This is a genomic window from Peribacillus cavernae, from assembly GCF_003989135.1.
GTDB lineage: Bacteria > Bacillota > Bacilli > Bacillales > DSM-1321 > Peribacillus > Peribacillus cavernae.
This window is the reverse complement of sequence record NZ_RYZZ01000007.1, coordinates 468,983-484,771: the sequence shown is the minus strand read 5'-3', so window position 1 is coordinate 484,771 and position 15,789 is coordinate 468,983. Positions and strand designations below refer to the sequence as shown.

Here is a 15,789-nt window from a genome sequence, read left to right as displayed (position 1 = left end):
TCATTTTTTTATAGTGTACCATAAATACACTGACTATTACTCTTATTAAGCGGTTGTATTCAATCATTATGATTATGATACTCAACAATTATCACGTCTGCGCCAATTTTTTTAATTTTGTTCCAGGGAATGATAATATCCTCATCCTTGCCAAACAGTCCCATCAGCTTGCCGCTATTGGTGATGATGATCGCCTCAATCGCTCCGGTTGAAATGTTTATCTCCAAATCCGATAAGTTGCCGAGCTTCTTTCCATCCGAAATATTAACGATATCCTTCACCTGAAATTCTGAGATTTTAACCAATATAATCATCTCCCGTTGTTAGTTCTTTTTATAATATATGATGAAAGACGTTCAGCAATGAAGGAATTAAAAGAAATCCCGCCCCAGATGTTCAGGCAGCACTGATTCACATAAGACCGCTGAAAAACAGGGGAAACCTTTGGAAAGGTTTCCCCTTATCAAACCGAATGGATCGATCCGCTCGGAAAGCCAAAGAAAAAAAGCCGGACAGTAACATGCAGCTGGGAGCGCGAGTCCAATGCCCGGCTCCCAACATGTTAATGTGTCAGCTTTAATGTTGAATGTTTTTATTCATTTGCTTAATGGCGGCTTTTTCCAACCGGGAAACCTGTGCCTGTGAAATGCCGATTTCTTCGGCAACCTCCATCTGGGTTTTCCCCTGGAAGAACCTTTTCCTCAAGATCATTTTCTCCCGTTCATTCAACCGTCTCATGCCTTCATTAAGTGCAATCTCATCAATCCACTGGCTGTCACGGTTTTTCTCATCACTTAATTGGTCGAGAACATAAATCGGATCGCCGCCATCATTATAAATCGGCTCAAACAGCGAGACAGGATCCTGGATGGCATCAAGAGCAAACACAATTTCTTCATGTGAAACATCTAATACTTTAGCAATTTCTTCTGCGGTTGGTTCTTTTGATGTTTGACTCATAAGTCTTTCTTTTACCTGCAATGCTTTGTAAGCAATATCTCTTAAAGAACGGGAAACTCTTATCGGGTTATTGTCACGCAAATATCTTCTTATTTCACCAATGATCATTGGTACAGCATACGTAGAAAATTTAACATTTTGGCCTAAATCAAAATTATCAATGGATTTCATTAAACCGATACAGCCGACCTGAAATAAGTCATCTACAAATTCTCCCCGATTGTTAAAGCGCTGAATGACGCTTAATACAAGTCTTAAATTCCCATTTACCAGTTCTTCTCTTGCTGAGATATCGCCTTCCTGCATTTCTTTAAAGAGTTTTCTCATTACGTCGTTTTTCAAAACCGGTAATTTTGATGTATCAACACCGCAGATTTCAACTTTGTTTCGAGACAAAACCTTCCCTCCTCACAGGAGCTGCTGTACAAAAAACAGTATCTCCCCGTGAGGGAAAAATATGCACATGCCTAAGGCACAATATTTTATCTAAGGTCTGTAAATTATTCTAAAAACGTTGGTTTGATTTGATTCTGATGCTGAGAAATTTTTAAAAAAGTATGGAAGTATTTCTTTTTGAACTTTAAAAGGTGTCTAGCTCCAGCACCTAGCCCCTCGAGGTCATAAGCCAGCTCCCTACAGAAGACAAAAAGCACCTTCTTTCGGGATCTGTCTTATGCTTGTCGGACTAGCGCAGGATGCGCTGACGTCGACGTTCGCCACAGGACGTGGCGGTTCTTAGTCGACGTTCCTTATTACAAGGTGCTTCCGCTTTTCAAACCATTTTATTAAATTCTTTTCTAAGCCTTTTAATAATCCTCTTTTCCAGACGGGAAATATAGGATTGTGAAATGCCTAGCATATCCGCCACATCCTTTTGGGTCTTTTCCTCCTCGCCGGCAAGCCCGAATCTTAGCTCCATGATTTGCTTCTCACGCTCCGATAATTGAGTGAGCGCCTTCGTAAGGAGTTTTCGGTCAACATTCGCCTCCAGATCCTTTGTAATAATATCTTCTTCTGTTCCCAGCACATCGGACAGGAGAAGTTCATTTCCATCCCAATCGATATTCAGCGGCTCATCAAACGAGACTTCTGAACGAATTTTATTATTTCTGCGTAAATACATTAAGATTTCATTTTCGATGCACCTCGAAGCATATGTAGCCAGCTTGATTTTTTTCTCTGGATTGAATGTATTCACCGCTTTGATTAACCCTATTGTTCCAATGCTTATTAAATCTTCAATATTAATCCCGGTATTTTCAAATTTTCGCGCAATATAAACGACCAGTCGCAGATTTCGTTCAATGAGGATTGACCGTGCTGCCGCATCACCCTTGGGAAGTTTATTAATGAGCAGTTCTTCTTCATCCTTGGAAAGCGGGGGCGGTAATGCTTCACTTCCGCCAATATAGAAAACTTCATCAGACTTTAACCCAAGTTTAATTAGTAACTTGTACCAGTAATAGGTAAATCGGAAGCGGAATTTTTTCAAAAGTATTCTCCCTTCTTATTTTACTGAATTTGGAGTATAGACAGCATGCAGCTTGTTTATGATGCACTCTGTTCCGCCATGCCGGTTAGCATTTTTGGATGGACAATGCACTGGTAGGAATCGTCAGAAGACAGTTTTTGTACTGTGAACGATATCAAACCTTTATGGACATGATACTCTTTGCCGGCATGGGAAATTTTGATTGAATCCGGCTTCACCGCGATTAACAGCTGATGATCGTTGCCGACTACTTTACTGGGTATGATCCTCATTCTTTCTGACCAGGTATAATCAAAGGATCCCTGCTGTTGTAAAATAGAATCGGGATTTTGAAAAAGGTCAAGCACATCATTTGGAATGCCGGCATTTTCAATCCCGTTTATTGATACAATCATGACTGGCGCGCGGCTTAAGGGGTCATACAATTGGTTGCCGCTGTCAATTAAACCATTCAGAGTGCACTCAAAGCCATCGATTTTAACATAGATCCTTGCCATTTGCCCATACGTAATGTTTGTCATTTCCATGCTGCCAAAGGCACGTCGAGAAAACTGCCAGGCAAGCGGAAATCCAATCATAACGAATGTCCAGCTTACAGGATCACCAAACCTATTAACGCCGGCAGCCATTCCCGGGTGAAGTGAATAGATTTTAAATTGGAACAGGTAATGAAGGCCCAATAAGATTCCCCCAGATAAAAAAGTGACCAAATAAAGGGAGGCTAGATTTTTCAAAAATACCTTTAACCTGATAAAACCAAAGACGGCAATAATCATGAATACAGAAAAAAGAAGTTTCATATATAAATTATCTACAAGCTTGTGGTAGGGAGTAAAGGCAAATACCACAATGGAGGAACCTATCAATCCCCCAAGTATAATCCTCCAGCCAGCTGCCCTTTTCTTTAAAATGATTGCAGTCCAATATAAGAGGAGACAGTCAAACAGCCAATTCAACAACCAGATTACATCCAGATATAATGTCAAGCACTCCCCTCCCGGAAACTCCTAGATTCTTCTATTTCCCAAAAGTATATCGTACATCCCTGCAGGTGTGTGTCACTTTATGTAAAGGAAATCTAAGAGTTTTTTAGTGATTTGTTCATATTTTGTAGAAAGATCGTTATTGACACACTTATATTCCAATCGTGACGGCAATATGACTGCTAATAGAAAAATAGAGTAAATGAATAAAAAAAAGCCGCCCTAGACTAGGACAGCTTCTCTTTAAAAGATATTTATTTTTTTGACAAAGACGCTTACGCTTTTCTTGGTTGTCTAGCTCCAGCGCCTAGCCCCTCGAGGTCATAAGCCATATCCCTACAGAAGGCAAAAAGCGCCTTCTTTCGGGATCTGTCTTATGCTTGTCGGACTTGCGCAGGATGCGCTGACGTCGACGTTCGCCACAGGACGTGGCGGATCTTAGTCGACGTTCCTTTTACAAGGCGCTTACGCTTTTCTTGTTAGCGGCGTCTGTTTCGGTTGCGAAGGAATGCCGGTATATCAAGTCCATCTTCAGGTTGGCCGATATTATTGTTGCGGACAGGTTCGTTTGCTTCCTCGCGTTTCGCTTCACGTTTCACTGGCTGGGCTGCAGGTCTTGAGTGGCCGAATGACGGTCGGCTTGACTGGCGAGGCTGTTGGATTTCAACTTCATTGAAGCCAGTTGCAATGACGGTCACAACAATTTCATCCTTCAGGTTTTCATTGATTACGGAACCGAAAATCATGTTTACATCCTGATCAGATGCCGTTGCAACAATATCAGCAGCTTCCTGGACTTCAAACAGGCTCAAATTGCTCCCACCCGTAATGTTCATTAAAACACCCTGGGCTCCATCAATGGCTGTTTCAAGCAATGGACTCGAAATAGCCTTCTTAGCGGCTTCTGCAGCGCGGCTTTCCCCGGATGAAATGCCAATGCCCATCAAGGCTGAACCTTTATTGGACATAATTGTTTTCACATCAGCGAAATCGAGGTTAATCAATCCCGGCACGGCAATCAAGTCGGAGATACCCTGGACACCCTGGCGAAGGACATTATCCGCTTCACGGAACGCTTCAAGCATCGGTGTGCTTTTGTCAACAATCTCAAGGAGGCGGTCATTTGGGATGACGATTAATGTATCAACCGCTTCCTTCATGGAAGAAATCCCGCCCTGCGCCTGGGTAGCACGTTTTCGGCCTTCAAATGTAAAAGGACGTGTTACAACCCCTACCGTCAGCGCACCCAAGTCTTTCGCAATCTGCGCAATAACTGGGGCGGCACCAGTTCCCGTACCGCCGCCCATGCCGGCAGTCACAAAAACCATATCTGCGCCCCGAAGTGCTTCCTCGATTTGCTCCTTGCTTTCTTCAGCAGCTTTTTTTCCCACTTCAGGGTTTGCACCGGCACCAAGGCCGCGAGTCAGTTTGCCGCCAATCTGCATTTTTATTTCAGCTTTTGATAGATTAAGAGCCTGCGCATCTGTATTGACAGAAATAAATTCAACACCTTGAACGCCATGCTCAATCATGCGGTTTACAGCATTGTTTCCGCCACCGCCTACGCCAATGACCTTTAATGTTGCTAATTGATCTAAATTAGAATCAAACTCTAACATGACAATCCTCCTATTTGCGAATTCCTAAAAACTCGGATGCTTATTCAAAAAAGTAACCAATTATTTTCTTAAATTTGGATTCACCTTTATCCGCCTGTTTTTTCTCTTTGCTTTCTTTGGACTGAGAAGCAGACTTTTGGCTTCTCGTTTCGTTTTTATCGTATGCAGCCGCTGAAGCTACCGGGGATTCAACAGTGTTCTTCTGTGCCCTCCCTTTTTTGAAGGCATGTTTAATCAGCCCTACAGCGGTTGTATATTGAGGCTCGCGAACACCAATATAATTTGGCTCAGCAGTCCGGACCCGGTTTTGGAACACATACTGGGCAAGTTCCAGAACGCCGGGCATCTTCACAACACCGCCTGTCAGGACAAAACCGCCCGGTACATCCTGATAGCCCAATCTTTCCAGATCATCCTGTATCAACTCAAAAATTTCCGTCATGCGGGCTTCAACGATTTCCGAGATCATGAGTTGATTGCAAGGCTGTTGCTGATCGCTGCCTATGATCGGAATCGAAAACACATCATCCTCTGAAGCGTCATCATAAAAGGCGTGTCCATGCTTGATTTTGACCTTTTCAGCGTCCTCCATCGTCGTGCGGAGAACAATGGAAAGGTCCTTTGTTATTGTATCCCCGCCTATCGGGACGACCAAAGTATATTTCATGTGCCCTTCTTCGAATATTGCTAAAGTAGTAGAACCTCCGCCAATGTCAACAAGGACTACCCCAAGTTCTTTCTCATCCTTTGAAAGCACCAGTGAACCGGCAGCCAGAGGCTGCAATGCTATATCAGTAATTTCAAGCCCTGCCCGTTCCACGCAACGCAGGGAATTATGTAATAGTGTCCGAAGACCGGTTACCATTATCCCCCTCATTTCAAGGCGGACGCCAATCATACCCCTCGGGTCGCTGATTTCATCGAGCTCGTCCACTTTATAATGAATCGGCAGGATGTTAATGATTTCCCTGTCTGAAGGAATGGTAATTAACTCCGCCGCTTCTCTTACTCGCTGAACATCATGCTCCGTAATTTCCTTGTTCTCGCTTGATACGGCCACGACACCGTGGCAAGGCTGAAGGAGCACATGGCTGCCGCTGATGCCGACGACCACTGTTTTGATATCCATGCCGATCATTCTTTCCGCCTGTTCTACTGCACGTTGAATAGAATGGACGGTTTCATCTATGTCGACGATCGAACCCTTTTTCAGGCCTTCCGATTTTACGTTCCCTACGCCGATTATATTTAATGTGTCATTGACCATTTCCCCAATGATTACTTTTACACTGGATGTACCGATGTCAAGACTTACATGTATCTCATTGCTGTTCATTCCGTGGCACCTCCTTCAGAATAGAAACTTGTTATTTCGAACAACACTTGCTTATATCGTAAACCCTATTGTAAATAGAACAAAATACTCGTTTACAAAATACTATTGGAAAAACAATATTAGCGGGTAAACGAAAGTTTTCCCCGGAAAATTTTTTATAAATCAGGCAATACTCCGGTTTTCGATCATTTTATCTTAGTAAAAAATTCGTCATTCAAGGCTTATTCCCTTTAAAAGACCTTTAACCTTTTTTTGGTTTTTGCAGCTATCTGGCCAGAAAGTTTCCCTAATAGCCGCTATATCTCCGAAACAAACTCACACCAAAGATAAACAAAGCGGTCTAAGTACAAGTCTACACCAAGATGAACGCCTAGAAAAGCTAAACTTGCAGCCAGGACAATATTATAGAAAGGCGTTGCTTCATTGGGCTGGAAAATTCTTTTCGGCTTCCTTGTCCTTCTCTGTCTTAGGCGGATCATAAGGCTTGAAAAAAGCACCTACTTCAAAATCGATGACGCCTTTGACATCAGGATCCAATTTGCTAATTATCGACGGATAATGCACGAGGTCTTCAGATAATGTCCTGCTTGTCGCGCTTACCTCAAAGCCATCATTCATATACAAAGTAATATGATAAATGTCTGTTTTCGCAGGGGCAGCATGAATCTCGGAGATAGAGTTCAAAATCTCCTGCGGCAATTTTTCCAGTTCTCCGAGGAGTTGATTTAATTTCTTGCCTTCAGAAAATCCAATCAAGACAGGTGCATAGACCGGGATTTCCTCTTTCCGCAAAGGTTTGAGAATTTCTCCATTTTCCAGAATTGGCAGAAAACGATCCTCTCTGGCAACATAAGCAATTCGATTTTCTTCATTTACTGTAATTATTACTGAATTGGGTATCCTCGTTTTTATATCGGCCTCTTTTATTTCGCTATTCGTTTTTACTTTTGCTTCACTTTTCTTTTTGTCTATCTTCCAGATGCTCGTATCCTTTGTTAAGCCGCTAAGGGCGATAACCTGTTCCGCAGAAATATAACGGTTGCCCTCAACGTGGATCGAACGGATATGGCTTAGCGGGGATAGAAAATACATGACACATGCAATCAGCAGGAAGAACAAAGAAAGTAAAAGTATCAATCGGCGGTCGGCTTTCCTTTTTCTTAATTGTTTAAGTTTGGGGATGCGATCTTCAATGGAAACGATCTTCCCTTCTTCCATCCCGGTTCACCTCTTCCTGAAAACAAATCGACATTTTATCCGATAGCTTGCACCGAGTAAATAACGGCTTGTATACGCACGTTATCATTGGGACAAGACTTTTCCAGGTTATTATTATATCACAATATTTAGATGCAAATATATGGTTATCGGTTATTTTCCGCCAATAATTTCGACTTCTGTTTCCATTTCAATGCCGCATTTCTCATAGACGGTATCCTTCACGTGCTGAATCAAAGCCAACACATCTTCCGCTCTTCCGTTTCCTGCATTAACAATGAAATTTCCGTGCATTTCAGAAATCTTTGCACCACCGATGGAATGGCCCTTTAACCCGGCATCCTGAACAAGCCTTCCCGCATGGTTTGGAAGCGGATTTCTAAAAATACTTCCGGCACATGGAAGATTATAAGGCTGTGTATCCTTACGGTAATTTTTATTGCTTTGCATTCTTTCAACTATTTCCTCGCGATTGCCGAACGTCAAACCGAAAACAGCTTCGACTACAATTCCGGGACGTTTTTTCTGAAGGATTGAAGTGCGATAGGAAAACGCCATTTCTTCTTTGGTTAACCATTGCAGACTTCCATCTTCAAATAAAACATAAGCCTTTATTAAGATATTGGAGATGTCGGATCCATGAGCACCGGCGTTCATATATACCGCGCCGCCTGCCGACCCCGGAATTCCACTTGCAAACTCGAGGCCTGCCAGTCCCTTTTTGCTGATTTGGACAGACAGGCTTACCAGGGAGAATCCCGCTCCGACGGTTATTTCCGTACCATTTATTTCGAGTTTATCCAGTCCTTTTCCAAGTTTTATGACTGCACCTTCAATTCCCACATCTGATACGAGAAGATTTGAACCTCTGCCAATAGCCGTCCACTTCAGGTCAAATTCCTTTATGATCTCCATCGTTTTTTTAAGATTATCAATCGAGGAAGGCTCGATAAAAAGATCCGCCGGTCCTCCAATCTTCATGGTCGTATGATTAGCGAGCGGTTCATTTTCGATAACTTTTCCCACCTGTAATTCCCTCAGTTTTTCAACTGCTTCTTTCATTATGATCCTCCCAAGTATATTTGTTCTGATAACGTTTTAGTCCAGTGTATGCTGCACCTGTGAATCAGTTCTTTTTCGAAATTTCCGAGATAACGGAATACACCCTGTTGGCAGCATCCGGCAAACCAAGATTCTTTGCCGCAGTTTTCATGGATTCGCGCTTTTTTTGGTCTGTAATGATGGAATCAATCATGCTGATCAGTTTGCTGCCCGTAAGCTCCTTTTCAAGGACAAGTTCGGCAGCGCCATGATCACTTAATGAGCGTGCATTCTTTTCCTGATGGTTATTTGTAACGTACGGACTTGGAATCAAGATGCTGGGTATCCCGAGTACAGTCAGTTCTGCGAGTGTCGTCGCGCCTGCACGCGTTACCGCTAAATCCACTCCCGACAGAATTTCAGGCATATTATTCAAATATGGCTTAATCATTACATTTTCCGGGTTTCCAATCATTTCTATTTCCTTTGCTACCTGTTCAAAATGAATTTCTCCCGTCACATAAAGAATTTGGTATGGCTTTTCCCGAAGCTCAGACATTACCTTCAAGACAGCCTCATTAATCGCTCTGGCGCCGCGGCTTCCCCCAAAGATCAACACTGTCGGGATAGCTGGATTCAAGCCAAGCTTTTTCAAGCCGCCTTTTCCATGGAAGTGGAGAACCTCTGAAGCACGCGGATTCCCTGTCAAGACCGTCTTATTTTCCGGAAAAAATTGCTTGGCTTCCTCAAAACAAACGGCTATCTTGGTGACATACCTGCTTAAAAATTTATTCGTCAATCCGGGTACGCTGTTTTGTTCATGGACAATGCATGGAATGCCGAGCTTTGCAGCAGCATAAACGACAGGGCCGCATACATACCCTCCTGTTCCGATTACAACATCTGCCTTAAATTCCTTCAGCATTCTCTTGCTGTCACGGACACCCTTGAGAAACCTGGTGACTGTTTTCACGTTTTCGAAAGAAATCTTACGCCTGAAGCCGGTAATATAGATGGACTTAAACGGAATATTTTCTCTTGTGACAATATCCTTTTCCAGGCCTTTTTCTGTTCCGATATATAAGAACGAGTTGTTTTTATTTTTGCTATTGATTTCACGAATAAGCGCAAGGGCCGGGTAAATATGGCCTCCTGTACCGCCGCCGCTGACAACAATTTTCATGTTTTGTCACCCCAACATAATCTGTATAAAACGGAACAAAAAGCGCAAGCGCCTTGGAGGAACGTCGACTAAAATCCGCCACGTCCTGTGGCGAAATCGACGTCAGCACATCCTGTGCAAGTCCGACAAGCATAAGACAAGCAGCTGTATGGGGAGTGGTTTTTCTCCCCATCAGATGATTGGCTTATGACCTCGAGGGGCTAGGCGCTGGAGCTGGATGTGGATAACCTATATTAATTTATCCACCTAAAAATTAATTTATAGTTTCGTTTACAAAGGAAAAAGTAAAGCCATGTGACGCTTTACCCTCTTATACTATAGTCTAAACAACGGTTTAATGCCAACTATTAATAACCTTTTCAAACGGTATATACCTGGAAAATTATGAGGCGGGTCCCCTGTATTTCCTGTTGCAGGCATTAGCGTGCCAGCCAGCAAAACCTCCTCTATTTGATGATAGAGGAGGTTTCTTTTAAAGGAGAAACTATTTTTTAGCTTTGAAACGTGTCCAGCGCAGGAGCAGTCCCGCCCCCGACGCACAGGACGTGCTAGTAGGCGTTGCCACAGGAAGTGGCGATCTTAAGTCGGCCTCGAGTCATATGCCATCTCCCTGCAGAAGGTTAATACCTCGAATACCTGCTTATATTCAACAATACACCTATCGCCATCAACATGAGTGTCAGTGATGAACCGCCGTAGCTTAAAAAAGGAAGAGTGATCCCTGTAACAGGCATCAAGCCTGTTACGACGCCAATATTAATCATTACCTGTATCGCGACCATGGCGATGATTCCTACCGCGAGAAAACTCCCATATAAATCGGGCGCTCCCAACGCGATACGGATCCCCCTCCATAAAAGAAGCGCAAATAAGAGGATGACGAGCGACCCTCCAATGAACCCGAGCTCCTCGGACAAAATTGCAAATATGAAATCCGTCTGTGGTTCTGGAAGGTAGAAAAATTTCTGCCTGCTTTGCCCGAGCCCTAATCCAAACAAACCTCCGGGCCCGATCGCAAATAAGGATTGAATGATCTGAAACCCGCTATTCTGTGGATCCTGCCATGGATCCATAAAGGAGGTAATCCGTTTTATCCGGTATGGCGCCGAGAGGATTAAGCCTGTAAATCCGGCTAGCCCTAAAAGCCCAAGGATGGCAAAGTGCCAGATTCTTGCACCGGAGATAAAAATCATTACGATACAGGTACCGACCATTACCGTGCCTGTCCCTAAATCAGGCTGGAGCATAATCATCCCGAATGCCAGAAACACAAGCGAAAGCGAAGGCAATAAGCCCTTTTTGAACGATGTAATCAGCTTTTGCCGTTCCGAAAGATATTTCGCTAGAAACACAATCATCGCGATTTTCATGAATTCGGAAGGCTGAATCGAGAATGCTCCCACTCCAATCCAGCTCCGTGATCCGTTCCGTTCCAAACCGATTCCAGGAATCAAGACGGCAACCAGCAGAACAAAGCAGACAATGACTAAAATCTTCGCCCATGTCCTCCACGTCCAATAATCGACATTCATAATAAAAAACATCGCTATTATACCGACACCCGCAAACAGCATTTGCCGTTTTGCAAAGAAAAAGGAATCTTCGAATTTATAATCTGCCCATATCGCGCTGGCACTGTACACCATAATGAGGCCAATAGACAACAAGCTTAATGTGACAATAATAAGGATAAGATCGGGATTGGATTTTTTTAATGGCACTTAGAATACACCTCTGGGAAGATATTAGAGCCTGAATGAGCCTTGGACGTACAAAGGAAGATAACAAAAGTCTCTCCATAGTGTAATAGGTCCATATCTGCAAAAAAAAGCGATAAACCATGTTATCGCTTTTTTCTAAGGTGTCAAAAGTGGAAGAATGGGTGTCTTCCTTATGCGAAAGCTCGGATACCTGCTTGACATGAACAAGCTCTTATTTCAGTTTATGCACCGCCGCCATAAACATGTCTCCCCTAACTTCAAAACTTTTATATTGATCCCAGCTTGCACATGCGGGAGAGAGGAGGATGCAGTCGCCTTGCTCAGACAATTCGAAAGCGGCAGGTACAGCACTTTCTACATTATCGACACGTTTTATATTTGTTATTCCTGATTCTTCCGCTACTCGCTCCAATTTACTGGCTGCTTGTCCAAAAGTGACGATTGCTTTGACATTTTTCAAGTATGGCTTTAAATCGTCAAACTCATTGCCGCGGTCAAGCCCCCCCGCAAGCAGGATGACCGGCTCCGAAAAAGAGGACAATGCCATTGATGCCGCTAAAATGTTTGTCGCTTTTGAATCATTATAAAATTTCCGATTTTCGATAGTAGCAACATATTGTGTCCTGTGCTCAACGCCATGGAAGGTGCGTAAAACCTTCTTAATGGCTTCATTTCCAACACCCTTTAGCTTACAAACAGAAACAGCCGCGAGAATATTTTCAAGATTATGCTTTCCTGGCAGAACGATTTCTGAGATATGGACAATCTTTTCGCCGCGGAAGATAAGTTCGCCGTCCTCCACATATGCTCCCTGGTCATATTTTTTAACAGCCGAAAAAGGAACAGAATGAGCCCTTGAACGTTCAGCCATTTCGGCTACCTCTTCTTGATCGCCATTATAGACAAAGAATTGCTCAACCGTCTGATTTTGCGTAATCTTTTCTTTTGCTTCAGCATACTCCTGCTTTGAACTATGATAATCAAGATGGGCGTCAAAAAGGTTAGTCATCACGGCAATTTCCGGCTGGAACTCCTCTATGCCCATAAGCTGGAATGAGGAAAGCTCGATGACAATCGTATGTTCCGGCTCCGCCTCTTCAGCCACACCAGAAGCGGCAGTGCCAATATTTCCGGCAATTAACGGAAGCTTCCCACCCTCCCTCAACATTTCATAAATAAGCGTAGTTGTCGTCGTTTTTCCATTTGTGCCGGTAATCCCTACAAACGGGGCCTCACTGACCTGGTAGGCAAGCTCCACTTCAGTGATTACCTTGAGGCCTTTCTCCATTGCCCCTTTGACAAGCGGATTCGTATACGGAATACCAGGATTTTTTACAATCAATTCAAACCCTTCATCTAACAGTTCAATCGGATGGCTGCCGCAAATCACCTTAATGCCCTGTTCCAGTAGTCCCTGCGCCTCCGGGTTTTCGGAAAAGGGCTTCCTATCATTTACAGTCACGAATGCTCCAAGCTTATGTAAAAGAGATGCGGCACTGACACCACTTTTGGCCAAACCCAATACCAATATTTTTTTTCTTAGATATTTATCTGTCTGTTTCAATTATAACCACACCTCTAAATAGATTCCGAGTATCGCGCAAAGCAGGCCTACAGACCAAAAAGTCACTACCACTCTCCATTCGGACCAGCCAACCAGCTCATAATGATGATGCAAAGGACTCATCTTGAATATCCGTTTTCCCGTCGTCTTGAAGGATGCAACCTGCAGGATGACGGACAGGGTTTCAATCACGAACACAAGCCCGATAATGACAAGCAAAAGCTCGAGCTTTGTTAGTAACGCGATTGTCGCAATCGCTCCTCCGAGTGCAAGCGAACCGGTGTCTCCCATGAAAACTTTTGCAGGATGGGCATTGAATACGAGGAAGCCAAGCACTGCCCCGACAACGGCAACGGAAAAGATGGCTACGTCATATTGTGACTGGTTCCAGGCAAGCACCGCATATGCACCAAAGGCGATCGCTGATGTCCCTGAAACAAGCCCGTCCAACCCATCTGTTAGATTTACGGCATTCGAAAAGCCGACCAGCCAAAAAATAATCACCAGTACATAAGACCAGCCAACATGGAAGGAAAGTTCTGTTCCCGGAATCGAGATCTCCTGAACGAAACGATCCGTCTGTCTGTAAACAAGATAAAAAATGACTGAGATGACAAGCTGACCGAATAATTTCTGGCGTGAAGTCAAGCCAAGATTTCTTTTCATACCTATCTTGATAAAATCATCCAGGAATCCCAGGCATCCAAAACCAAGCGTGACAAATAACAGGAGATAGGTACTGACAGACGGCTCCGAAAATTTAAAAGTCATGACAAGGGTCGCCGCTGTAACTGAGACCAGAATGACAATGCCTCCCATTGTTGGTGTACCGGTTTTCTTTTGATGCGACTCGGGACCCTCATCCCGGATGCTTTGTCCAAATTTAAGCCTTCTCAGAAATGGAATAAAAATAGGAGAGAGAAGAACTGTGATCAGAAATCCCATTAATATCGTATAAAAAATTACTTGTTCAAGCATGCCCTTACTCCCTCATTCCTAACGCAAATAAGTTATTCATACCATCCATGTGCTTTTTTCCATCACTTTCATAATATGTTACAGATGCTTTTTTTAGAATGCAATCGGTATATTTATTGATAAACATTTTCTACACTCGCCGCTTTCGTTATTCTTTTTTTTTCACTTTTTGGGCTGCAATCGCTTCTTTCGCAGCAATTCTATCATCAAATTCTAGGACCTGATCACCAATAATTTGATAGGTTTCATGCCCCTTGCCGGCAATAAGGACCACGTCTCCCTCATTGGCCTCTGAAACTGCATGCTGGATCGCTTCCATTCTGTCAGCGATTACCGTATATGATTTATCTTTGACGCCCGCTTCCATGTCCCGCAAAATTTGGTGCGGATCCTCGCTTCTTGGATTATCTGAAGTGAAAATGGAATCGGTCGCCAGGTCACATGCAATCCTGGCCATGATTGGGCGCTTTGTTTTGTCGCGATCCCCACCACAGCCGACAATAACGAAGATTCTTTTCGGGGCAAACTCACCAACCGTTTTCAAGACATTTTCAAGGCTGTCAGGCGTATGGGCATAATCAACGATCACCGAGAAGTCCTGACCGGCCTGAACAAGTTCGAATCTTCCTGACACACCTTCAACCTTTTCTATTGAAGTAAGGATTTGATCAGGATCAAGCCCTGCACACATGGCAGCGCCGAAAGCTGCTAAAACGTTATACACACTGAATTTCCCGACAAGCTGAAGAGAAATCCTTCTTGTTAGCTGTGAAACCTCAAGGGTGAATTGTGTACCCTTTGCTGTAATTTCAATATCTTTCGCCCTTATATCCGCGGACTTTTCAATTCCGTATGTCAGCACATGGGCAGCGGTCCATTTCATGAAATCCTCGGCAGCATCGTCATCTGCATTTAAAACGGCAAATTTCGGCCGGCCATCGACATAGGCATTTCCAAGCTGAGAGAAAAACAGCGATTTGGCATGCTTATAGCTCTCCATTGAACCATGGAAATCCAAATGGTCTTGGGTAAGATTAGTGAAAACAGCAATGTCGAAGTCACAGCCGTGCACCCTGCCAAGCTCAAGGGCATGTGAGGAAACCTCCATGATGGCTGTTTCGACGCCGCATTCCTTCATTTCATGAAAAGCTTTCTGCAGCGTAACACTGTCAGGGGTTGTGTTCCTGGTATTATATATTTTATTGCCTACTTTGGTATACATTGTCCCAATCAACCCTGTTTTCTGGCTTGCATCATAAAAGATTTTTTCGATTAAATGGCTTGTTGTCGTTTTACCGTTTGTTCCGGTTATCCCGATCAAACGCAAACTTTGTGTTGGATGACCATAAAAGGCATCCGCCAGGACAGCCATGGCTCTTTGTGTATCTTTCACAACGATTACCGGCACCCCGAGGGCAAGCGGCCTTTGAGCCAAAACCGCAGCTGCACCCGTTTTAACAGCTTCTTCTGCAAAATCGTGGCCGTCTACCGTGTAGCCCTTTATGCAAATAAATAAACTTCCCTCTTCCACTTTTCGATTGTCATGTTCAATTGACGTAATATTGGGATTGCTCCCTTTAAATGTAGAAAATGAATGCAAGTAAGAAACTAAAGTATGTAACTTCATTTTTTTATCCCTCCGTTCAGCAAAACAAAACGGCTGAAATTACCCAGCCGCTTTTCTGCCATGTATT

The 15,789-nt window shown here is 43.5% G+C and carries 13 protein-coding genes and 1 pseudogene; all 14 read right to left on the bottom strand.

Going from position 1 to position 15,789, the window contains the following annotated elements; all coding sequences use genetic code 11:
• Window positions 1-59 precede the first annotated feature (59 nt).
• Window positions 60-305 carry a YlmC/YmxH family sporulation protein gene (locus ELQ35_RS08475; RefSeq protein ID WP_126864385.1) on the bottom strand — a complete coding sequence of 82 codons (246 nt, stop codon included), beginning with the start codon at window positions 303-305 and terminating at the stop codon, window positions 60-62.
• A gap of 271 nt (window positions 306-576) precedes the next feature.
• Window positions 577-1,356, bottom strand: coding sequence for an RNA polymerase sporulation sigma factor SigG (gene sigG, locus ELQ35_RS08470; RefSeq protein WP_126864384.1), 780 nt, complete (start codon window positions 1,354-1,356; stop codon window positions 577-579).
• 376 nt (window positions 1,357-1,732) lie between these two features.
• Window positions 1,733-2,452 (bottom strand): RNA polymerase sporulation sigma factor SigE, encoded by a 720-nt coding sequence (sigE, locus tag ELQ35_RS08465; protein WP_126864383.1) that lies wholly within the window; start codon window positions 2,450-2,452, stop codon window positions 1,733-1,735.
• A gap of 56 nt (window positions 2,453-2,508) precedes the next feature.
• On the bottom strand, window positions 2,509-3,438 hold the full coding sequence (gene spoIIGA, locus ELQ35_RS08460) for a sigma-E processing peptidase SpoIIGA (RefSeq protein ID WP_126864382.1): 930 nt from the start codon (window positions 3,436-3,438) through the stop codon (window positions 2,509-2,511).
• Between the two features lie 476 nt (window positions 3,439-3,914).
• Window positions 3,915-5,054, bottom strand: a complete 1,140-nt coding sequence (gene ftsZ, locus ELQ35_RS08455) for a cell division protein FtsZ (RefSeq protein WP_126864381.1) — start codon at window positions 5,052-5,054, stop codon at window positions 3,915-3,917.
• A 40-nt stretch (window positions 5,055-5,094) separates the two neighbouring features.
• Window positions 5,095-6,390 carry a cell division protein FtsA gene (ftsA, locus tag ELQ35_RS08450; protein ID WP_126864380.1) on the bottom strand — a complete coding sequence of 432 codons (1,296 nt, stop codon included), beginning with the start codon at window positions 6,388-6,390 and terminating at the stop codon, window positions 5,095-5,097.
• A gap of 210 nt (window positions 6,391-6,600) precedes the next feature.
• Window positions 6,601-6,800, bottom strand: a pseudogene (locus ELQ35_RS23060) (DUF1290 domain-containing protein); the annotation flags it as partial.
• Window positions 6,801-6,810: 10 nt separating this feature from the next.
• Window positions 6,811-7,608, bottom strand: coding sequence for a cell division protein FtsQ/DivIB (locus ELQ35_RS08440; RefSeq protein WP_126864379.1), 798 nt, complete (start codon window positions 7,606-7,608; stop codon window positions 6,811-6,813).
• 153 nt (window positions 7,609-7,761) lie between these two features.
• The gene (gene murB, locus ELQ35_RS08435; RefSeq protein WP_126864378.1) at window positions 7,762-8,670 is read right to left on the bottom strand and encodes a UDP-N-acetylmuramate dehydrogenase; all 909 of its coding nucleotides are present in this window, start codon (window positions 8,668-8,670) and stop codon (window positions 7,762-7,764) included.
• Window positions 8,671-8,734: 64 nt separating this feature from the next.
• A complete protein-coding gene (murG, locus tag ELQ35_RS08430; protein ID WP_126864377.1) occupies window positions 8,735-9,832 on the bottom strand; it encodes an undecaprenyldiphospho-muramoylpentapeptide beta-N-acetylglucosaminyltransferase in 1,098 nt (365 codons plus the stop codon).
• A gap of 620 nt (window positions 9,833-10,452) precedes the next feature.
• Window positions 10,453-11,553: a stage V sporulation protein E gene (spoVE, locus tag ELQ35_RS08425; protein WP_126864376.1), complete on the bottom strand. Its 1,101-nt coding sequence runs from the start codon at window positions 11,551-11,553 to the stop codon at window positions 10,453-10,455.
• A gap of 211 nt (window positions 11,554-11,764) precedes the next feature.
• Window positions 11,765-13,117, bottom strand: a complete 1,353-nt coding sequence (gene murD, locus ELQ35_RS08420) for a UDP-N-acetylmuramoyl-L-alanine--D-glutamate ligase (RefSeq protein WP_126864375.1) — start codon at window positions 13,115-13,117, stop codon at window positions 11,765-11,767.
• On the bottom strand, window positions 13,118-14,095 hold the full coding sequence (gene mraY, locus ELQ35_RS08415; protein WP_126864374.1) for a phospho-N-acetylmuramoyl-pentapeptide-transferase: 978 nt from the start codon (window positions 14,093-14,095) through the stop codon (window positions 13,118-13,120).
• Between the two features lie 148 nt (window positions 14,096-14,243).
• Window positions 14,244-15,722 carry a UDP-N-acetylmuramoyl-L-alanyl-D-glutamate--2,6-diaminopimelate ligase gene (locus tag ELQ35_RS08410; RefSeq protein ID WP_126864373.1) on the bottom strand — a complete coding sequence of 493 codons (1,479 nt, stop codon included), beginning with the start codon at window positions 15,720-15,722 and terminating at the stop codon, window positions 14,244-14,246.
• Window positions 15,723-15,789 lie beyond the last annotated feature (67 nt).

Bases quoted from the DNA above. Each gene is read 5' to 3' on its own strand.
- ftsZ (WP_126864381.1), bottom strand. From the start codon at position 5,054: ATGTTAGAGTTTGATTCTAATTTAGATCAATTAGCAACATTAAAGGTC.
- ftsA (WP_126864380.1), bottom strand. From the start codon at position 6,390: ATGAACAGCAATGAGATACATGTAAGTCTTGACATCGGTACATCCAGT.
- ELQ35_RS08440 (WP_126864379.1), bottom strand. From the start codon at position 7,608: ATGGAAGAAGGGAAGATCGTTTCCATTGAAGATCGCATCCCCAAACTT.
- ELQ35_RS08410 (WP_126864373.1), bottom strand. From the start codon at position 15,722: ATGAAGTTACATACTTTAGTTTCTTACTTGCATTCATTTTCTACATTT.
- mraY (WP_126864374.1), bottom strand. From the start codon at position 14,095: ATGCTTGAACAAGTAATTTTTTATACGATATTAATGGGATTTCTGATC.
- murB (WP_126864378.1), bottom strand. From the start codon at position 8,670: ATGAAAGAAGCAGTTGAAAAACTGAGGGAATTACAGGTGGGAAAAGTT.
- murG (WP_126864377.1), bottom strand. From the start codon at position 9,832: ATGAAAATTGTTGTCAGCGGCGGCGGTACAGGAGGCCATATTTACCCG.